This is a genomic window from Vagococcus allomyrinae (assembly GCF_017829975.1).
Lineage (GTDB): Bacteria > Bacillota > Bacilli > Lactobacillales > Vagococcaceae > Vagococcus_D > Vagococcus_D allomyrinae.
Genome location: NZ_JAEEGA010000007.1, coordinates 230628 through 252128 on the forward strand (window position 1 = coordinate 230628; position 21501 = coordinate 252128).

18 protein-coding genes, 3 riboswitches and 1 other annotated feature are annotated in these 21501 nt (G+C 39.1%); of the genes, 6 read left to right on the top strand and 12 right to left on the bottom strand.

Annotated features, from left to right (window positions below):
* Nucleotides 1–2: 2 nt before the first annotated feature.
* On the bottom strand, nt 3–389 hold the full coding sequence (gene gcvH / locus I6N95_RS12520) for a glycine cleavage system protein GcvH (RefSeq protein ID WP_209528423.1): 387 nt from the start codon (nt 387–389) through the stop codon (nt 3–5).
* A gap of 59 nt (nt 390–448) precedes the next feature.
* Complete coding sequence (gcvT, locus tag I6N95_RS12525; protein WP_209528425.1) at nt 449–1546, bottom strand: glycine cleavage system aminomethyltransferase GcvT; 1098 nt, start codon at nt 1544–1546, stop codon at nt 449–451.
* A gap of 228 nt (nt 1547–1774) precedes the next feature.
* Nucleotides 1775–1849, bottom strand: a riboswitch (glycine riboswitch).
* 3 nt (nt 1850–1852) lie between these two features.
* Nucleotides 1853–1957: riboswitch (glycine riboswitch) on the bottom strand.
* 509 nt (nt 1958–2466) lie between these two features.
* Here gcvT and I6N95_RS12530 point away from each other — a divergent pair.
* Nucleotides 2467–2670, top strand: a complete 204-nt coding sequence (locus tag I6N95_RS12530; RefSeq protein ID WP_209528427.1) for a hypothetical protein — start codon at nt 2467–2469, stop codon at nt 2668–2670.
* Nucleotides 2671–2749: 79 nt separating this feature from the next.
* On the opposite strand, the gene I6N95_RS12535 is transcribed toward I6N95_RS12530, so the two are convergent.
* The 10 genes from I6N95_RS12535 to I6N95_RS12580 form a co-directional block, all read right to left on the bottom strand.
* Nucleotides 2750–3292 carry an HAAS signaling domain-containing protein gene (locus I6N95_RS12535; RefSeq protein WP_209528430.1) on the bottom strand — a complete coding sequence of 181 codons (543 nt, stop codon included), beginning with the start codon at nt 3290–3292 and terminating at the stop codon, nt 2750–2752.
* Entirely contained in the window at nt 3292–3633 is a 342-nt protein-coding gene (locus I6N95_RS12540) for a PadR family transcriptional regulator (protein WP_209528432.1), read from the bottom strand. The genes I6N95_RS12535 and I6N95_RS12540 overlap by 1 nt, the downstream gene beginning before the upstream one ends.
* Before the next feature lie 126 nt (nt 3634–3759).
* On the bottom strand, nt 3760–6630 hold the full coding sequence (locus tag I6N95_RS12545; RefSeq protein ID WP_209528434.1) for a MucBP domain-containing protein: 2871 nt from the start codon (nt 6628–6630) through the stop codon (nt 3760–3762).
* Between the two features lie 979 nt (nt 6631–7609).
* Entirely contained in the window at nt 7610–8164 is a 555-nt protein-coding gene (locus I6N95_RS12550; RefSeq protein ID WP_209528436.1) for a DUF2179 domain-containing protein, read from the bottom strand.
* 372 nt (nt 8165–8536) lie between these two features.
* Nucleotides 8537–9856: an APC family permease gene (locus I6N95_RS12555; protein WP_209528438.1), complete on the bottom strand. Its 1320-nt coding sequence runs from the start codon at nt 9854–9856 to the stop codon at nt 8537–8539.
* A gap of 321 nt (nt 9857–10177) precedes the next feature.
* Complete coding sequence (gene pheT / locus I6N95_RS12560) at nt 10178–12592, bottom strand: phenylalanine--tRNA ligase subunit beta (RefSeq protein ID WP_209528440.1); 2415 nt, start codon at nt 12590–12592, stop codon at nt 10178–10180.
* 4 nt (nt 12593–12596) lie between these two features.
* Entirely contained in the window at nt 12597–13643 is a 1047-nt protein-coding gene (gene pheS / locus I6N95_RS12565; RefSeq protein WP_209528442.1) for a phenylalanine--tRNA ligase subunit alpha, read from the bottom strand.
* Nucleotides 13644–13868: 225 nt separating this feature from the next.
* Nucleotides 13869–14075, bottom strand: a binding site (T-box leader).
* A gap of 39 nt (nt 14076–14114) precedes the next feature.
* Nucleotides 14115–14477 (bottom strand): winged helix-turn-helix transcriptional regulator, encoded by a 363-nt coding sequence (locus I6N95_RS12570; RefSeq protein ID WP_209528443.1) that lies wholly within the window; start codon nt 14475–14477, stop codon nt 14115–14117.
* 127 nt (nt 14478–14604) lie between these two features.
* Entirely contained in the window at nt 14605–15069 is a 465-nt protein-coding gene (locus tag I6N95_RS12575; RefSeq protein WP_430727538.1) for an HD domain-containing protein, read from the bottom strand.
* A 177-nt stretch (nt 15070–15246) separates the two neighbouring features.
* The gene (locus tag I6N95_RS12580; RefSeq protein ID WP_209528446.1) at nt 15247–16014 is read right to left on the bottom strand and encodes a TrmH family RNA methyltransferase; all 768 of its coding nucleotides are present in this window, start codon (nt 16012–16014) and stop codon (nt 15247–15249) included.
* Between the two features lie 192 nt (nt 16015–16206).
* Between I6N95_RS12580 and I6N95_RS12585 the strand changes: the two genes are divergently transcribed.
* The 5 genes from I6N95_RS12585 to I6N95_RS12605 all read left to right on the top strand — a co-directional run bounded on the left by I6N95_RS12585 (nt 16207) and on the right by I6N95_RS12605 (nt 20968).
* Complete coding sequence (locus tag I6N95_RS12585; RefSeq protein ID WP_209528448.1) at nt 16207–16482, top strand: acylphosphatase; 276 nt, start codon at nt 16207–16209, stop codon at nt 16480–16482.
* Between the two features lie 108 nt (nt 16483–16590).
* The gene (gene yidC / locus I6N95_RS12590; protein WP_209528450.1) at nt 16591–17550 is read left to right on the top strand and encodes a membrane protein insertase YidC; all 960 of its coding nucleotides are present in this window, start codon (nt 16591–16593) and stop codon (nt 17548–17550) included.
* A 223-nt stretch (nt 17551–17773) separates the two neighbouring features.
* A complete protein-coding gene (locus tag I6N95_RS12595) occupies nt 17774–19114 on the top strand; it encodes an MATE family efflux transporter (protein ID WP_209528451.1) in 1341 nt (446 codons plus the stop codon).
* 221 nt (nt 19115–19335) lie between these two features.
* Entirely contained in the window at nt 19336–19956 is a 621-nt protein-coding gene (locus I6N95_RS12600; protein ID WP_209528454.1) for a DUF47 domain-containing protein, read from the top strand.
* A 13-nt stretch (nt 19957–19969) separates the two neighbouring features.
* Nucleotides 19970–20968 (top strand): inorganic phosphate transporter, encoded by a 999-nt coding sequence (locus I6N95_RS12605; protein ID WP_209528457.1) that lies wholly within the window; start codon nt 19970–19972, stop codon nt 20966–20968.
* 238 nt (nt 20969–21206) lie between these two features.
* A riboswitch (M-box (ykoK) riboswitch) is annotated at nt 21207–21380 on the top strand.
* Nucleotides 21381–21501: the final 121 nt, after the last annotated feature.

Here is a 21501-nt window from a genome sequence, read left to right on the forward strand (position 1 = left end):
TACTACGCCTCCTCTGCTACTAACTTTTCATATTCTTCTGCACTCAGTGTGTTCTCTTGCACTTCCGTAATCTCGCTTACTTCAAACAACCAAGCACTGTATGAATCTGCATTAACTAATTCAGGTGCCTCTTCCAGCTGCTCATTAATCCGTGAAACAACCCCTGTCACTGGTGAAAAAATATCAGAAACAGATTTCACTGACTCAATATCCGCCACTGAATCCTCAGCACTCACTTCATCCTCTATTTCTGGAAGACCAATATAAACAATGTCTCCCAATTGGTCTTGGGCAAAGTCCGTAATGCCAATTAACGCTGTTTTGCCATCCTCTGATAATTTGATCCATTCATGATCCTCTGTGTAAAGTAATTCTTTTGGATATGCCATATTTTTTTCCTCCTAATTATTTAAGGCTCTTTGACAAGTCAAAAAGCTGTTTATTTAGCTTATTTTTTTTCGCGTTTATAAAACATATTGGAAACCACTTCTACAGGAATACGTCGACCTCTCACCTCTGCCTCTAAAGCTGTTCCTAACTCAGCGTATTCTTTGTCAATCAGTGCCATCGCTATCGGATAACCCAACGTTGGTGAATGAGTCCCAGAGGTGCTATAGCCAATTTCATCACCACCAGCAAAAATAGTGGCGTTTTCCCGCACGATACCTTTACCAGTCACTTTTAAACCAACTCGTTTAATCGTGGGTTCTCCTCGATCTTCGAGGGCCTTTTTACCAATAAAATCCGCTTTTTGCATCTTAACAGCAAATTTCAAACCTGTTTCTAATGGGGAAATATCGTCTGTCATTTCATGGCCATAAAGTGGCATGCCCGCCTCTAGCCTCAGTGTATCTCTTGCCCCCAGTGCCGCTGGTATCACCCCTAAATCAGCGCCGACCTCTAATAATGTCTCCCAAACTTTCACCGCATTTTCTGATGACATGTAAAGCTCATATCCCATTTCACCTGTATAGCCAGTTTGCGAAATGTCCACTCTCATCCCTTGAAAATCAACCTGCTCATTAAAGCGATAATATTTCATGGGAATATCTTCTTCCTTCAGGACTTTTTTTAGTATTTCCGTTGAATTTGGGCCTTGAAGGGCTAAAATGGCTGTTTCATCCGAACGATCTGCCATTTGACAGTCACCGAACAGATGAGCCTTAATCCATTCCCCATCTTTGTGTCGATTAGCAGCATTCACCACCAACATGTATTTTTCCTCAGAATATTTATAGACAATAAAATCATCAATTACGCCACCAGTATCATTTAACATTAGGGTATATCGAACCTGACCAATTTCCATTTTTGTAAAATCATTGGACAGTAAATAATTAACATTGAGTAACGCGTCTTTTCCGAGTATAAAAATAGCACCCATATGAGAAACATCAAAAAGTCCTGCTTGTTGTCTAACTGCCTGATGTTCAATAATCAAACTACTAGGTTTATAGGTTACTGGCAACAAATAGCCAGCAAATGGCACCATTTTACCTCCTCTTTTAATATGCGACTCATAAAGCGGTGTTTTTAATTCTGACATCTTATTCCATCCTTTCATCCAAAGAAGTTAAGAAACGATCTTCAACACTCTGACACCATTCTACCAATATTCGTTATTTAATGGAAGACCAAACGTAAAACTTCTTTACTTTTTCTTTTTTAGCAGCAAAACACGAACGTTAACTAATTAAAAATAAAAATAATTAACATTTAAAAGTGTGAGAAAAACAACAAAAAACAGAGGAACGCACCTAAATAAAGTGCATTCCTCTGTTGTGATACCTGAGAGATTCCTCCCCAACAATTAAGGGAATTGCTCCTTCGGTGACTATGCTTTCCAGAGAGTCGTCCTACTGCGGTCTCTTTACCTGAGATCTTCACCTAGCGCTTGCAACGCTAAATTTATTCCTTCGGTGTTATTGTTTCCAATAATCTCTCCCACAATAATCATTCGTATTGTTATCGCTTACAGCCTCTACTACTCTATTATATGTTTAACTGAAAAAAATACAAGCTTTTCACTCAAATTTCACAAATTTTTTACTCATTTCCTCACCTGAGAGCATTAACAAACAAAACAAAGTGTCGCTAGCTAACTTACTAGCTACTTCCTTACTCAAAATAACTAAATGGTCATATTTCACTTAGCCGACAATTATTTATTGGTTATTAAATAAAAAAAATATTAGCATAAAAGCTGTTATTATCGCCTTTATTGATAAACGCCTGTAAATTGCTAAAATTTATATATGCATAATAGTTGTTATTTTAGCTATTATTTAATAGAATGACATTAAATTTAGAAAGATTATGTTATTTAAATCAGAAATCCGTTTTTAACCCTCAGTTAGCAATGGATAAAAGACGGCCTACTCTAAAACTGAAAATGGCGTCTCAATGTTGGTGAATGTGTGAAAACATTCTGGAACAAATTCAAATAAAAAGATGGTTGGTGACGCAATGCAGAAAAATGATGTTTCAATTGGAAAAAAATGTCAATGTCAAAGTGTTTTACTAGGTGATGTTTTCGTCGGTGATGTTGTTGCCTTATACGAAAACACATGTATCGTTGAACTAAAAAAATGTGCCCCACAAGATACTGCAAAAGCCCTTGAGTTTAATAATCGATTTGTTGTTCGATTTGAAGACATGGTCGCCACATAATAATTGTCGTCAAAGATTCGCTAATAGCGACAGCGCTTTGGTATCATCTTGGCGCTGTCGCGAAATATTAGCTTAATTGTTAATACTTGAGAGAGATATTACGCAAAAAACGCTGTAAGTACTGCCATAACTTGCGACTGGTCACATATAACAGACCAGCTACTAAAAAAGAAACGATGAGCGCTAACCAATATGGTGCTTGCCAGAAGCCAAAATCTAATATCGCAATCGGTAGTTCGATCCCTAGAAGGCTTGCTACACCTTTCACAATCGTTGCTATAATGATGATAATCGCGCTAGCATAAAAGGTAATGGATGTAATGGCAACAATTGGAATGATGAACATCCCTTTCATACCAGTAATAAAGTAAAATTTTATCATGGTTATTAAACTTTTAAAATTAAATGCGGCGTTTTTTGCAATCACCTCACCACCATATGACTGAGCCAGCTCTTTCGGCTGTCCGAAAGCAGCTAAAACTTCCTCTACTGAGCTTCCCGCTGCCACTTTTTCATAAATATGACTACTCACTTCTTCCATGATATCTCGTCGCTCCATCTCATTAAGGTAGCTAAGGTGACCACCTAATTCTCTCAAATAGTTCTTGATTTGTTCACTCATTACTTGTCCTCCTCAAAAGTTTGAATATCTTCAATTGCCTTAACTAAATGTTGCCAGGAAATTGTCATCTCCACTAAATACTTAATCCCCAAGTCAGTTATCCGATAATATTTGCGACGTGGAAACTCAGCATTTTCTTGCCAATACCCTTCTAAAAATCCCTCTTTAGTTAAACGTCTTAAAAGAGGATAGATGGTATTTTCATTAGCTGATACAATTTGCCAGTTCGCTAACACACTGATTAATTCATAGCCGTAATAGTCATTTTCTTTTAGCAAGGTTAAGATACACAACTCCAAGGTGCCTCGTTTAGCTTGAGTCTTCCATTCTTCAATCATCATAATATCACCTCTTCCATACAGTGTACTACACAGTACTGTGTCATGCAACTATCCTAAAAAAAAAGACTTAACCAAAAAAAAAGAAGTGCTAACGGCCTCCCGTTAACGCTTCTTCAATTAGCATTGTTAAATTTTTCGACGTTTTAAGTAATTTAAGACTACAAGGCCCAATAACGCCAAGCCTGAGCCAATTGTCCCTGACGGGTTAACTTCACCTGTTTTCGGGAGAGAGCTATTTACAGTTGCCGTCTTGTTTGTTGCGGACTTGTTAGTAGTCGCCCCATTACTGCTTGACGTTTCAGTATTTTTCGGTAGAGGGAGTACCTTTCCATTCCCTTTTTCTGACTTAAAACCAGTCTCTGGATCATAAGAGATCGCCGAATTAATTTGACCTTCTTTTAAGTAAACATTTTTAGGTACATCTACTGACCATTTACCATCTTCGCCAACATTTCCAGTGACAGTTGTACCATCAGGGAAAGTAATAATCACTTGAGTTCCTGGTGTTCCAGTTCCGCTTAAATGTGTTGCTCCTTCGTAAACCGTGTCAACAGTTGGTGGGACAATTTTAGCATAGACATATGTGACTTCTTGGGTTACCACTTTATGTTGGCCGTTTTGCGGAGCCCCTTTAACCAATAAGTAAATATAGCCAGAAATTGGCAATTTCGTTGTACGATAGTCGTCATTAAAAAATCCATTAATCGTACTATCATCCGCTAATTTATTGCCTGCTTGATCCACATGGTGAACAATAACTTCCGTGGCTTTTTTCTTGTAGACATAGGTGACGGTCGTATCAGACTCACTATAAAGGCCATTTTGATTGGCTGGCACTTCGATCAGCTCATATCCTTCAATTTCTGCTTCTTTAGTAATATATGATTCACCATACTCACCTGCAATTATTTTTGTACTAGATAACTCTTTTCCTTGTTCATCAAGATGTTTAATCACCAGATTAGATGGAATTTTCTCGTAGATGTAGGTAACATCAGGAGTCATCATTGAGTAATTACCTTGAGCATTTTCCGGAACCGCCACCAAACGATACCCTTCAAATTCTTTTTGAGTTGTCACATAAGCATCGGAGAATTTACCAGGTAGTAGTTCAGGCGCTGTTAAGACCATCCCATTTTTTGTTTCATGGTGGACAATCACCTGAGTGTCTTTTTTACGATAAATGTAAGTAACCGTTGTGTCTACTTCTCCATATTCTCCTGTAGGATTAGCAGGTGTCACAACTAGCTCATACCCCTCAAGGTCTTTGACAGTTGTCGTATAACCGTCCCCATACTCACCTGGTGTCTCTTTGTCAGGAACCAGTTTCGTACCATCTTCCAAAATATGTTGCTCAATTAGTGTAGACGGGATTTTTTCATATAAGAATATTACGGTCTTATCATTGATATCATATAAACCTGATTCAGGAGCGCTAGCATCATCAAGTTTGACATAACGATACCCTTTAATAGCAGCTATTTTAGCCTCATAGGCATCTTTATAAGAACCAACCGTTTGTGTCGTATTAGCAGCTACGTCTGGTATAGGTAAACCTTGAATATCTAAATGTTTAACGATTAAATTTGTTTGAACTCGTTTATAAACGTAGGTTACCGTACTATTTTCAGGACCATGAAAACCTTCTGCTGGCGAGCCAGTAGGATCAACTTGTACAAATTCGTAGCCAACAGTGCTCTTTTTCTCAGTTGTATACCTTGATTCAAATTCTCCTGTAATGATTTCTGACACCATGCCTTCAATCGGTTGCCGTGTGACTTCATCAATATACTGAACATTGACAGTTGTCAGCTTCTTTTTGTAGTAGTAATCCACTGTTTGAGGGGTCTTAGTATAGACTCCTGAAACCGTTGGTTGCGATTTAGCTGCATCTAGCTCATAGCCTGGTTTTAACGTCTTTAATTCTTCTGCGCTTAATGCTTCTGTTTCAAAACCAGAGCCTAATTTTCCACTTTGACTTGAAGTTGAAAACGGCACAGCTTCACCATTAATGTAATGATTAACGACTACATCACCTGCTTCAATTTTAAAATTAACGGAGGCACTATCGGTTGCCGAAATCTCAACTCCTGGACGAGTGCCCCGACTAACAGTTGAATTATTAGTAATACGATAATCCCCTGTATCTAACTTGTCTAATTCACTTTGTAGATTTTCCAATGTTATATCTTCAATAGATATACCAGTGCTTAAGTCCGTCAAAGTCAAGGTGATGGTTGCATTTTTATCTTCCCGATTATTACCAAAAGCAAAATCTGACGCTTCTGGATTAATTGGTTTCATTACCACGGCATTGGCTTTAATAGTTAATACATAAAAATACACATTTCCATTATCTGGTCCATCATGTTCATCGGCATTGTCTCTCAATGCCAACATTTGAACGCGGTATTCACCATCACCCAAAGTAACGTACGAGGTCGCATCAAACGTATAGCCATTTGGTTGAAACCCATTGTAATCAACTATTAAATCACCATCTTTTATAAGTCGAGCTGAGTTTGTTCCATTAAAATCTACGTTCACATGGCCATTCATCGTAACTTTTATACCATCATTTGCATAATAGGATAAATTTTGCCCAGCATCACGGCCTAGCATATCTCCGCCTTCAACTGACAAATAAAACTGTTCTGGAGATCTTGGCATCGGTCGTAAAACTTCTGCTCCCTCAGTAGCTTCAACGATTTCTTTTGGAACTATTTCTTCCACAACAGGTTCTTCAGCCACCTCAGCCACTACTGGTTCCGGCTCAACAACTACCGGTTGCTCTTCAGTAACAGGCTCCTGATTTACAGGAACTACTTCGGAGTCACTCGATACCGTTGTACTTTCACTAGCAGTTCTTCCGATTGTCTCCAACTCTTCTGTTGTTATCTCATTAGGTTCTTCAACCATTGAAGCATCTACAATATTATAAGGTAAACTGCTTAAAACGATCGAACAAACCGCTAACTTCTGCACCCATTTTTTCATTTCATTCCTTCTTTCCTTAAACGATCGTTTTTCGTACAACGTATAATAAAAAAACAAATCTACACTATTAAATATAATATAATATTTCAATGATTTTAGCAACTGTTATCTACACATGTGAAAATAATATTTATTTAGTCCTTATTTCCACTGGTTAACTGGACTAAATAAAAATATTAACATCTATAAATTGATTACTTTATAACTAAGAAAGAACAGTTTAAATAACTCCGTTCGTAATCACCTATATAAAAGTACGAATTTCAACACACCAATATAATAAAACATCAGAATTAAAAAAAGGTCCGTTAAACAGTAAAAACTAACTAGCCCAACAGCTAGAGTTAACCTGAAATTCGATCATCGCCCACAAAAACCACTTCCTTATCGAACGTTATTTATTCAAAAAAACCAAGTGACATCACTCGGCTTTTTCGAATATATAGATTGTAAGGTGAATAAAGCTTTTGATGCATCACAGGCTCATCTAATTTGCACGCTTATATTCTGAACAACCAACTTGGCTATAGGAGGCTAAAAAAAGTTGAATAAAGAGTATGACTCCTTCTATACTGCCTAACCTTTCATTTTATAGCCATTCATTGATGTATTCCTTTGGCAACCTGAAAACAGCATATCTTTCCTGGTTTAAGTTAACCCTAAAATTCTTATTGAAGCTACGATAACATATCCTAAATTGCTCACCAAAAAGAGCATCACTTATTGATGCCCTTTTTTCCTTTATAAGAAAGTATAAAACTTTTTCTATATCGTAGTTTGGATCTAGCTTTACGAGGCAACACTACGCTTCGATCGCAACACGTAGTAGCATTACTTAACTATTTTGCTACTTTTCTTTCAGGGCTGTCCCCGATGTCCCTGACTACTAATTGCTATCGTTATTTTGACGAATTTATTCGTTAGAGTTAGGGACAACGAAGTTTCGCAATAAAAGCAATGCCTCGTTCAGCTTTCTTATTTATTGTTTAAGTGACAAATGATCGCGGCGTTTCTTGACCTTTTTCGTCCAGAAACCTCCACTGATATATTTCGGCTCATGAGAAATTACAAAAGCACTCGGCTCTATTTCTTTGATTAATTTGTATAAGCTGCGCTCATTTTTACGGGAGCTCAATATTTCTAAAATCATCCGCTCACCTTCACGGCCAAAGCCAAAACTCACCGTCACACCATAACCTTCATCTCGTAAGTCATTAGCCATAGAACTTTCCTCTTTGACCGGGATAATCGCTGTCACCATGATATAACCCAGAGCCAGAAATTCTTCCAAACGAATCCCAATACCGACGCCTATCCCGTAACCTAAAGCATAGGCTGCTAAATTCCAAGGATTATCCAAACGGCTAAGCACCATATTTAACCCCAACACATAAACCGTTATCTCTACAATGCTGACTAATGGGGCGATATTTCGGTACCCTTTCATCGTTAACATAAATCTGATCGTATTCAACGTAATATAGCTCAGATTAATGATGAAAATCATTCCTAACATTTTAACATCTATCCCCATTGCACAACATCCTCTCACGAATTTTACCACCTATTTCATGGCTTTTCTTAATTATAGAGCAGAAAGAGAGGACATGCAAAGGAGCTCAGCCATCACTTAGCGAATTTTAACAATTGACAAAGTCGTTCTATTTCCTCGTAATTCTACTTACCATAAATAAACACACACCCTGAACAAGCTTGAGAAGCCCGAACAATCGGCTGTTTCGAGTGCTCGGACTTTGAAAAATTATCCAATCTTCTAGTCTTAATGCTTTAGCATTTAAAATTTGTTGAGATCGAAGACAGTAGACTTTAGAGCACGTCTATCCTACAATACTCGTGGAAATATTAAAAGCTGAGACTATTGTCCCAGCTCCTCTTTCACTAATTGTTACAGCTTAGTTTTCTCGTGCCAATAATATAAAGGTAACCCCAGAACCGTCAAGACGAGCCCTAAAGTGGCATTCAAAGGTTGTTCAAACAATGTGTTGATCACGATGAAGCCGCCACCGACAATCGCTACCAATGGCACAAAGGGATACAAAGGAACTTTGTAGCTACGAACTGTATCTGGCTGACGTTTTCTGAGTACAAACACACCCACAAACGTCAACGTATTAAACATCCAAATAACAAAAACCGATAAATCCGTTAGCTGATCAAATGAACCAGATAGAATCATCCCAATAATGATAACCAGTAACACGAGTCCGCCATTAATTGGCATATTGGTTTTAGGATGTAATTTAGCTAGCCACTGGCTTTTAGGTAACATATTTTTCAATCCCAAGGCGTAAGGAACACGCCACGCTGCCATAGAATAGCCATTAATACCGCCAAATACGGAGATCAATATCCCGACTGTCACCAATTTACTGCCAAAGCCTGGAAATAATAACGTGGCCACATCAGCGGCTGGTGTGACAGTATTTGCAAGTTCTTGGGCCGTCATCACATTCAGATAAGCCATATTAATCATCAGATAGAGTGCGATAACAATTGATAAGCCTCCGACAATCGCTCGCGGTAAATCTCGACTGGGGTTTTTCATCTCACCTGATAGAGCACTGACATTCATCCACCCGTCGTAAGCAAAAAGTGTGGCTACCAAACTCGCCCCAAAACTACTAGCAAAACTTCTGCTTCCCTGACTTAAAGGAAATAGTGTGACTGTTAAAGGGTCTTTATTCAACCATAAACCAGCAATAATCAGGACGACTAAAGGAATAATCTTCATAAACGTCGCAGTCGTCTGTAAGGCCCCCGTAGCTTTATTACCAATCCCATTGATAATAGTGATGATGATAATCGCTGTGATACTAACAGGAACAATCCAAAATTGAGTCAAGCCTAACAAATTAACCGCCTGAGTCCCAAAAATGATACTCAAGGCTGCAATATTAGCAGGAAAATATACGACCAATTGAGCCCAACCAACTAAAAAGCCTAGTGGTTTACCAAATATCTTTTCTAAAAATACCATCATGCCGCCTGTCTCAGGAATTAATGTGCCAATTTCTGCTACTGTCAGACCGCCACAAATGGCAATAACCCCGCCAACCAGCCAAGCCAGCATCCCTAATCCTGCACCGCCAGAAGCACCAAATACGGCCGTTGGCTTAAAGAAAACCCCTGCCCCGATGACGGTCCCTACAACAACCGTTAAAGCCGTCAAACCGGAAATTTCTTTCTTTAGCTTCGTTTCCTTCATTTATTCTCCTACTTTCCTTCACTTCTCCCGACACTTTTCTGTAAGTTTTCGTGATTTTTTGCACAAAAGTGATTTGTCTATTTTACCAATATTCAACGGAAATTACTAGCCTAAATTTTCCTCCTAGCAAAAATGATCCTTATCACTAAAAAAGAACATTCATTCGGCCTTTTTTCGCCAAACAAATGCTCTTTTTAGTCGATAGTAAACACACGTTCATTTCTCTAAAATCCAACCGATGCTAATTTTGCTCCCCATCAAAGAGTTAGCGATATCGACGAACAAATAGAACAATGCCAGCAATTCACAAGACGGTGCTTATTACCTTATTTCTACACTGTACTCATTTACTAATGCATTTTCGATTTTAGCCATCGCTGCGGTTACCTCATCATCGATAAGAGTTGCCTCAGGGTTTTGGAAACTCAATGAGTAAGCCATTGATTTCTTGCCAGCGCCTAGTTTTTCACCTTGGAAGATATCAAACAGTTGAACCGTTTGTAAGAACTTACCACCATGCCCTTTAATGACTGTGACTAACTCTTGATTGGAAACAGTTGTATCAACTAACAGAGCGATATCCCGTTTCATAGAAGGGAACTTTGAGACAACCTCATAATCTATACCGACTAGTTCTTGATCAAACAGGCAGTCTAAGTCAACTTCCAAAACATAGGTTTCATTAATACTATATTCCTTCGCTGTCAAAGGATGGATCTGACCAATAAAACCAATAGCTTGACCATCAATGATAATCTTAGCTGTCCGTCCTGGATGTAAAGCAGGTAAATCTGCCGTTGGTTCGAATGTGACTAAGCTATCTGCCCCAATTACCTCAAGTAGGTTTTCAAAGATGCCTTTTAGTAAATAAAAATCAACTGGTGTTTTAGCAACCTGCCACGTCTTGTCTGCCCAAGCACCAGTGATAGCCATTCCTAAATGACGTCCTTCAGTCGGCATTTGTCCTGAATCAGTGTTGCTGAAAACATTACCGATTTCGAATAACGCCACATCACTATTTTTCCGAGCCACATTGTATGCAAGATCTGTCAACAAACCACTTGTCAGATTTTGACGTAAAACAGCATGGTCTTCACTCATTGGTGACTGTAGTTTAACCACGGCCTGCTGTTCTAAAACAAACTCTATCGCTTTAGCTTCTGTTGTCAACGCGTAACTAATGGCTTCTGTTAAGCCACTACCTTCTAAAGTTGTTTGAGTCGTCCGTACTAATTGTTGTTTGCGTGTCAGGGCTCCAGGTAAAGCTTCACCACTTGGTAATGTAGAAGGCAAATTATCGTATCCATAAATTCGAGCGACTTCTTCGACCAGGTCAGCTTCAATCGTAATGTCCCAACGACGTGCAGGTATATTGACTGTAAAAGCACCCTCAACAACCGTAAACGGAAAACCTAAAGCTTCAAAAATTTCACCCACGATTTCCGCTGTTAAATCCGTTCCTAATGAACGATTTATTTTAGTTAAGGTAATATCAATTTCTACTTTCGGTGCCTTTGTTTCAGAGGCCACTATTTCACCAGAAACAACGGTCCCTTCGCCAAGTTCGGCTACCATTGCAGCAGCAAAATCACAGGCCTCTTGAACTGTCTCAAGATTAATCCCCTTTTCAAAACGACTGCTTGATTCACTACGTAAACCAAATTGTTTCGAGGTCAAACGAGTCGTAATCGGTTCAAAAGTCGCTGCTTCTAGTGCCACAGTTGTTGTCGTGCTAACGATTTCTGAATCATAGCCACCCATCACACCAGCCAAAGCAATTGGTTCTTGACCATTTGTAATCACAATATTAGCTGGCGTTAAGCGTCTTTCTTCACCATCTAAGGTTTTCAGAACTTCTTCGTCCCGCGCACGACGAACAACAATTTCTTTACTGCCAATTTTGTCATAGTCAAAGGCATGCATCGGTTGTCCAAAAAGCAATAGTACGTAATTCGTGACATCGACAACATTGCTGATTGGACGAATTCCTTCATTCATCAGACGAGTTTGTAACCACAAGGGACTCTCTTTAACTGTCACATCTTTCACAACACGCATTCGGTAATTAGGTGTATCCGTTACCTCTTCAACTTTGACGGTTAAATAATCAGCAATTTTTGCGCTATTGTCTTCTATCAATTCTTTAGTCGGAAAGACAGGTTTTTGACGATAAATAGCGCCTACTTCATGAGCCACGCCACGCATACTTAAAGCATCAGCCCGATTGGCTGTGATCGACAACTCAATTATCGCATCATCCATCTCCAAATACGGAAAGACAGGTTCGCCGGGAATCGCCTCATCCGGCATGAAATAGATACCATCTGCGTATTCTTTAGGAATTAAATTATCTGAGTAACCAAGCTCTTGTAAAGAACAGATCATGCCAAGGGATACCTGACCACGCATCTTGCCTTTTTTTATCTTCACATTACCGGTGATTCGCGAATTTGGCAATGCCACAATGACTTTTTTCCCAGCCTTAATATTAGGAGCCCCACAGACGATTTGCGACAACTCCTCTTCGCCCACATCAACTTGACAAATTGACAAATGATCACTGTCAGGATGTGGCTCACACTCTTTAACATCGCCGACAACAATTTTTTTCAAGCCCTCTTCCGGAACATTAACTTCCTCTACTTCAATTCCTGTACGTGACATTTTATCTGCTAATTCATCAGCTGTCACTGACAAATCAACTAATTCATTCAACCATTTATAAGATACTAACATAGTATTACTCCTTTACCTTGAATTGTTCTAAGAAACGAATATCATTTTGATAAAAATAACGAATATCGTTAACGCCGTGGCGCAACATAGCGATTCGATCAGGTCCCATGCCAAATGCGAATCCGCTGTAGACGGTTGAATCAATATTTGACATCTCTAAAACATTCGGATGAACAACCCCAGCACCTAAAATTTCTATCCAGCCTGTCTGTTTACAAACATTACATCCTTCACCACCACATTTAAAGCAGCTAACATCGACTTCAACAGACGGTTCTGTGAAAGGAAAATAACTAGGGCGCAGGCGAATTTCCCGCTCATCACCAAACATCTTTTTCATCACCACTTCAAGCGTTCCTTTTAGATCACCCATGGTAATATTTTTATCGATGACCAATCCTTCAATCTGATGAAATTGGTGACTGTGCGTTGCATCATCACTATCACGACGGAAGACTTTCCCTGGGCTGATCATCCGCAAAGGTCCTTTAGAAAAATCATGTTTTTCCATCGTCCGAGCTTGAACGGGCGACGTATGTGTTCTTAAAAGCAACTCCTCTGTAATATAAAAAGTATCTTGCATATCACGAGCGGGATGATTTTTTGGCAAATTCATCCGTTCAAAATTGTAATGATCTTGCTCAACTTCAAAACCTTCCACAACTTGGTAGCCCATTCCGATAAAAATATCTTCCATTTCTTGCATGGTCTGAGTTAGCACGTGAGCCGTCCCTTGAGGAACGTGTCTTCCTGGCAAGGTAACATCCAAGGTTTCACTTTCCAAAGCAGCATTCATCTCAGCCAATTCTAATGCTATTTTTTTCTCTTCAATCTTAGCTGCTAAATAATCGCGAATTTCATTGGCAAAACTGCCGACTAACGGGCGCTCCTCCGCAGTTAAATCCTTCATTCCTCGTAATACTTCTGTAATGGGTCCTTTTTTTCCAAGTGTTTCTACGCGAATCTGATTTAATTCATGTAACGCATCACTGTTGGCAATTTTATCAACAGTTTCAGCTTTTAGCATTTCTAATTGTTCTTTTAAAGACATGATATTAATTCCTTTCTATGGTTTTATCTACAATCTAATTGAATAGAAGAGTGGTTGAAGAATCAGCAAGCAGTATTTTTACGAGATAGAAAAAAGATATAACTATCTCGGCCCCCTTGTTTTAATCCCGCTTCACTTTAACAAAGTAGTAAGAAGAAACAGCCTCTTCCTTCAATTCGGCAATTGAACGCTCCTTTGCAAAACAGCAAAAAAGACTTCATTCCATAAAGGAACGAAGTCTCGCGGTACCATCCTAATTTACGACTATGTCGTACACTTTTCTTTGTTAACGGTGGACTCACCGACTTAGCTTAAACACCAAGTGACTCAGGAAGTGAACTTCATCTAGTTAAAGAGTGGTCGCTTTCAGTCTGCGGCAACCATCCCTGCTCTCTTTAATACCAAATTACTTTTTTCCCTCAACGTTTTTCTCTCTATTACTTTACAGTCTACAAGAAACTATTCAGAAGGTCAACTGCTTTCCTCGACAGACAGCCATTTTTCTGACCATTTTTGAATTTCAGTCATGGCGCTTTTCAAATCTCGTCCTTTTTCTGTTAGACGGTATTCAACCTTTTTACTATTATCCTTATCTTCAATTCGTTCAACTATCTCGTTAACTTCCAGCTCTTTTAAACGCTCCACTAAAACACGGTCGCTTAAATTGGGGATCTTTACAGCAAGCTCACCAAATCGTTGACAGCCTTCTTCTAACAAAACATCGATAATTAAACCATTCCAACGTTTCCCTAAAATAGAAAAACTTTTTTCGAATTTGGGGCATAAAGTAAATTGTCGCTCTTGGCATTCCGTACTTATTTGAATTTCGGCCATACCTCTCACCTCTCTTTTTATATAGTATAGCACCTTTCCTTACTAATTATAAGCTAGCTGTTTGTGCATTTCAACACAATAAAAATAAAAAGCAGTCAACCAACCGCTCGTTGACTACTTTTAACACTTATCCAGCCATTCCTAACATGGAATACACTTTATTTTTAGCTTGACGGAATGCAGGTACCAAGGCTTCATGGGTTGCACAATATTTATCTACCATGGTCACGATATAGCTTTCCTTGTATTTAGGTGGTGCAATAGTGGCTAGCCACATATGTTTGATGATGATGTCTTTTTCTAAATCAGATAATTCTGTTAGTTTTTCAGCATTTTTCACGGCAATTCTAGGATGAACATAAGCATGGGTTCCGCCATCGAATTTTTCCGTCCGCCAATCGTAATAAAATAAGTCATGCAATAAACCAGCACGAGCTGTTGCACGGGCGTTACCATTCCACTTTTTCGCCAAGCGATAGCTTAAATATGAAACAGAAATAGAATGTTCTAACCGTGTAGAGTAGTGATGTTGTTTGAACTCACTTAGACTTTGTACCTCATCTGTGTAAATTAAATCTTCAATGTAAGACATATACTCTTGATCTTCTTGCCAATTTTGTTTCAATGCACATAACTTCCTTCGTTTTTAGTGACGTTTAAGTTGATAAATCCCCGTAAAAACAATCGTAGAATTTACAATAAATCTATAATATCACCTACAACGAAATAATTCCACTTTATCGTGCAATATTAATGTTTTCGTAATATATTAAGATTGTAATGAAAACATTAAAATCCCTGCCGCGACTGCAACGTTTAAGGATTCCGCTTGACCTATTATCGGAATGTAAACATTTTTGTCAGTTAACTGTAACAGTTGGGATGAGACTCCTTGCCCTTCATTCCCCATGATGAGAGCAAAATCAGCTGCACACTTCAACAAACGATAATCAACTGCCTCAGGATTAAGTTCCGTGCCATAAATCCCCATCCCTTTTTCCTTTAACTCAAAAATAATTGCTGCTAAATTTGCTTCTACAATCGTTACATGAAAATGCGACCCTTGCATCGAGCGCAAAACTTTGGGATTGTAAATATCGGCGCACCCTTCTCCTAAAACAACTCCAGCATAACCTGCTGCATCTGCTGTCCTAATCATCGTTCCCACATTTCCAGGATCTTGAACATTGTCTAATAGTAAGAGCCTGCCAGAAAGATTTTTCAAAGAGTTGACCTGCTCTAATTTGACCAAAGCCATTATCCCTTGGGGGGCAGGAACATCGCTGACACTCTTAAAAACATCATCGCTTAACAAGTAATAAGCCCGCTTATCTGAAGTCAATGGTAGCTCCGTCAAAAGCTCTTGGCCTTGATGAGTCATGATAATCGTCGTAACATTGGCTTTGGACTTAAGCGCTTCTTCAATCAAATGAAGCCCTTCGATTAAATAATGGCCTTGCTCCTGACGGTATTTCTTTTTTGATAACTTTTTCAATTCTTTAACAAAATTATTTTTAGTTGAACTCACTTCAATCATTCGGATAAGTCTCCTTCTGGAATAGATTCCGCTACATTATATCACTGAATTATCATAAGGACTAGAATTCTTCGCAATTTAGATATTGAAAAAACTTTTTTTACAGGTAAAATTAAGATAATAATGACTATTTTTAGTGATGGCCAGTGAAAACGTCATCGTTAACATTATAAAATACAAGGAGGATTGACCATGAAAAAAGTTCGGATGCGCGTTAATGGACGGGTTCAAGGCGTGGGGTTTCGCTTTCTCACAAAAATGGCTGCCGATCGTTTAGGGATTTGTGGCATCGTTCGTAATGAACATGATGGCGCCGTTTACATTGAGGCAAATGGGCCTGAAGCAGCCTTAACTGATTTTATTAATCTGATAAAAGCATCTCCTTCGCCAAGCGGTCGAGTTGATCAATGTGAGATAAGCTACGATGATTCCATAAAAGAACGGACCAGTTTTAACGTGACCTACTAAATGCAGGGAGATAGCTGTTATATTATTTTTGACGATTTCAATTGAAAAAAGCGTTAAAATCTATTATAGTAGTCTTTACGAGTAAATTTTGAAAAAAGGAAGAAACTAATGAAGAAAAAATTTAAAAAATGGCTGTTAGCATCTGGGATGTTCAGCTTAGCATTAACCCTTTCAGGCTGTGTTCAGACGATCAAATCTGGGCCTAATGCTGGAAAACCAACTGGAGAAGGCTGGGTATACAATCTATTAGTCGAACCGTTCAGTAAACTCATTACTTTTTTCGTGGATATGTTTGGCGGTAACTACGGACTCGCGATCATCGTGTTCACTTTAATTGTCAGAGCCATTATCTTACCTTTGGGTTTGCACCAATCTAAAAAAGCCAGTTTACAATCAGAAAAAATGCAGTTTCTAAAACCATCAATTGATGCCTTACAACAAAAACAAAAAGCGGCTGTTACTCAAGAAGAACAAATGGCTGCCACACAAGAAATGCAAGCTTTCTACAAAGATAACAACATGAGTATGTTTGGCGGCATGGGGTGTTTACCACTCTTGATTCAAATGCCAGTCTTTACAGCACTGTTCTTTACCATTAAATATATGCCAGGGATCGACACTGCCACATTCCTAGGAATTAATCTCGGTAAACCAAACATGATTTTCACCGTCCTAGCTGCCTTGAGTTATCTCTTACAAAGCTATTTAGGAACCATCGGAATTCCTGAAGAACAGAAAAAACAAATGAAGACAATGATGTTTATGTCTCCATTGATGATCGGCTTTATCTCGTTAAGTTCCCCAGCAGGGGTCACTCTTTACTGGGTTATCGGTGGTATCTTCTCTTGTATTCAAACAATCATTAGTAACTTTTATCAAAAACCGCGGATCCGCGCTCAAATTGCCGAAGAATTCCGCAAGAATCCCCCAAAAGAAGTCAAGATCCCGGTTGTTAAACCAAAAGATGTAACGCCGTCACAACCAAAGTCAAAAGGTTACAATGCAACTAAATTGAATAAAAATGCTCAAGGTGGCCGAAACGCTGGTCGCCAGCAAAATCGTAAGTAACGATACAAGAGGATGGAACAATCGTTCCAACCTCTTTTTTGCGCTCAGCTCCATGGGCGAACAACCACTTAACGAGGAAAGTTTCCCGTTAAATCCCTAATAGTTGCCTCTTAACGATTGCAACCATATCAGATAATACATTCTTTTGAAAAAATAAACTATTGTTATTCCATTATTTTGTGATAATCTGAATAGATATTAGTGACACAGTAGGAGGCGTATTTTGAAAGATTTAACAAGTGGTAACCCGATTAAATTAATTTTACTTTTCACCATTCCATTGCTAATCGGCAATGTCTTTCAACAGTTTTACCATATGGCTGATATGATCATTGTTGGTCAAGTATTAGGCAAAAATGCGCTAGCTGCCGTAGGCTCGACTGGCAGCCTGACCTTTTTAATCATCGGTTTCGCTCAAGGCTTAACAGCAGGATTATCGATTATTTCCGCCCAACGATTCGGCGCTCGAGACTATCAAGGGATTAAACGCAGCTTCGCTATGAGCATTTTAATAAGCGCCGTAGTGACGGTGATCTTAACCATCCTTGGCTTGCTATTTATTCGGCCGATGTTAGTATTAATGCAAACACCAGCTGACATCATCGATGATGCCTATACATTTATTGCTATTATCATCATCGGCATCTTCGCTGCCATGGCCTTCAATTTGCTCTCAAATGTAATTCGAGCCTTGGGAGACAGCCGCACGCCTTTAGTCTTTTTAATTGTTGCGAGTGTCGTTAATGTCGCTTTAGATGTTTTATTAATTGTCTATCTTGATTTCGGAGTCTCAGGTGCTGGTATTGCAACTGTCTCAGCTCAAGCTGTTTCAGCTATTCTATGCGTCTTGTATATCAAGCGTAGCATTCCCCAACTCCAACTGTCTAAAAAAGATTTTACTTTTGTTTGGGAAGAATGCTACAGCCATATTCGGATTGCCTTACCAATGGCTTTTCAAGCTTCGATCATCGCGATCGGTGCCATCATTTTACAAACCGCTCTCAACGGGTTAGGCACTGATGTGGTGGCCGCTCAAGCTGCCGCAAGTAAAATTGATCAATTTGCTGTTTTGCCTATGGCATCCTTTGGCGTAACAATGGCAACCTATACTGCTCAAAACTACGGGGCCAAAGAATATCAGCGAATTCTTAAAGGGGTTCGCCAATGTTTAATATTGAGTGTTGGCTTTAGTATCGTTGCCGGCCTAATCGTTATTTTATTTGGCGGGCAATTAGTCACTCTCTTTGTCAGTCCGCAAGAAACGGCCGTTATCAGCTTGGCTCAAACATTTTTCAATATTAATGGTAGCTTATATTGGATTTTAGCCATTCTCTTTATCATCCGTTATACGCTACAAGGACTTGGGCAAAGTGTCATTCCGACAGTAGCTGGTATTGTCGAATTGATCATGCGTTCCTTTGCAGCCCTTGTCTTAACTGCCTTGTTCGGCTTTGTTGGTGCCGCTATCGCCGGCCCCTTAGCTTGGCTTGGCTCAGTCGTCGTATTGCTCTACTCTTACTTTAAAGCTGTTAAGAGACTTAAAACATTATCCCTCAGTCACTAAGGGGGAATTAACTCATTACAATGATTCCCCTTAAACCGTTTGGAGATTTTTCAAACGGTTTTTGTCTTTCTAAAACCTAGGATTGAGTCGTTTTTTTATTTAAAAATGAAATGTTTAATGTAATTTTCAAAAATACCCAAAATTATCATAGTTAAAAAACGCTTTATATGTTAACATTGAACTTGTGTTTTTAACTTCACTATAGTTAGGAGATTTTTACAATGTTCGCAAGAAACAAAAAAGATCAATTTGCTGAGCTACTACATGAAATGACAGTTAACCTAAAAGAGGCTGCTGATTATTTTTCTTCATTTTCTCTAGAAAAACCAGAAGATGTTACTGTTTTTTCTGAAACAATCAATAATTACGAGTCTAAAGGAGATCGCTTTGTCTATCAAATGATCGTCCAACTAAATGATACATTCATCACACCCATTGAACGGGAAGATATTTTAGAACTAACAAATCGAATTGATGATGTTTTGGATGCCATGGAGAAAGCCGCACTCTCTTTTGAAATTTGTCATCTGTCTAAATTTAATGACGTTATCACAAAAATGGCAGCGGAAATATCTGGTGCAACCGATGAAATCGCAACGGCAGTTGATCACATTTTTACTAAAAAACTGAAATTAATCAACGCTCACTCTAAAAAAATCAAACAGCACGAATCAGCTTGTGACACCCTTTATCGGGAAGCTCTTTTAACACTATTTCAAGAAGAGCAAGACCCCATTCGGTTAATCCGTTATAAAACAGTTTACGAAAACCTCGAAGAAATCGCGAATTTCTGTGAAGACGTCTCTAAGACACTCAACTCAATCGTGATGAAAAACGCGTAGGGGGCCGGCTTAAATGGATCACATGTTTTTCGTTACTGTGTTAATTGTCGCAGCTGCTCTCATCTTTGACTTAATCAACGGCTTTCACGACACAGCAAATGCCATCGCCACAAGTGTCTCCACCAAAGCGCTAAAACCAAAACACGCCATTATGATGGCTGCTATCATGAATTTTCTTGGTGCGATTTCATTCACTGGCGTGGCCAAAACTATCACCAAAGGAATCGTTGACCCAATCACCCTCCCTAAAGGAGAAGTTGTTATTTTGGCAGCCTTAATTTCAGCCATTATTTGGAACCTTGTCACGTGGTATTTTGGCATTCCAAGCAGCTCGTCTCATGCGCTTATCGGCGCAATTGCTGGAGCTGCAATTGCTTCAGCTGGCTTCAATGCAATAAAATATTCGGGGTTTGTGATGATTATCATCGGGTTGATCGCATCACCGATTATCGCCTTTATTGTTGGCTATCTCGTCTACACCTTGATTAAAACCATTTTCAAAAACGCCAATCTTTCGAAAGCCAATACTCGCTTTCGTTTATTTCAAATTTTAACTGCCGCCCTCCAGTCCTACACCCACGGTACCAATGATGCACAAAAGGCCATGGGGATTATCACCATGGCTTTAATTGCCAATGGCTATCAAACTGGCGATGATGTTCAACGCTGGGTTCAAGTCGCTTGTGCGACTGCTATGGCCATCGGAACCAGTGTAGGTGGTTGGCGAATTATCAAAACAGTTGGTGGGAAAATCATGAAAATTAAACCCGTCAGTGGCGTGGCAGCCGACGTCAGCTCTGTGATGATTATTTTCAGTGCCACCCTCTTTCATTTACCTGTCAGCACCACCCATGTCATTAGCTCCGCGATCATGGGAGTTGGCGCTTCTCATCGAATCAAAGGCGTTAAATGGGATACTGGTCAGCGAATGCTCTTCACTTGGGTGATCACCTTACCGATTTCCGCTGTCATTTCAGCAATTATTTTCACAATCTTAGGGATCTTTATTTAACACCTTAAGAACGGCTTACCTATTGATCGGTGAGCCGTTTTTTTGTCGCAAAAAGCGAGTTAAAAAAGCTTGGATAGACAAGCTTTTGACAACTTTCTCAACCAAATAAATTGTCGAAATAATCTGAAAATAACGGTCTAAACAACCCGTCGTTTGTGAACTTTTCACGACGGGAAAAAGATGGTTTTTTTAGCTTGCATTTTCTATTTTTCCATGTTATCTTTATGTCAAATACAAATAGTTGATTTGTTAGGTGAGGCTTCTATACAAACACAGGATGCTGCCCAGAAACATCGAGAGATGCCAATGGGTAAAACATGAATCGTCGATTAAGGCTTTTCTGAATGCATCTAAAGATTAGATATTAATCTTTTACGTTGTCTAGTGCTAAAGCTCAACGTAGAATCGCGACTTTTTTTGACTGTCTGCCCTACGCTGAGTGTGCTCAATGTAGGGCTTTTTTCATGACAAACAAATCAGATTGTATTCATACTACGTAATTATTTAGGAGGTGGTTGAAGATGGACGGGAGT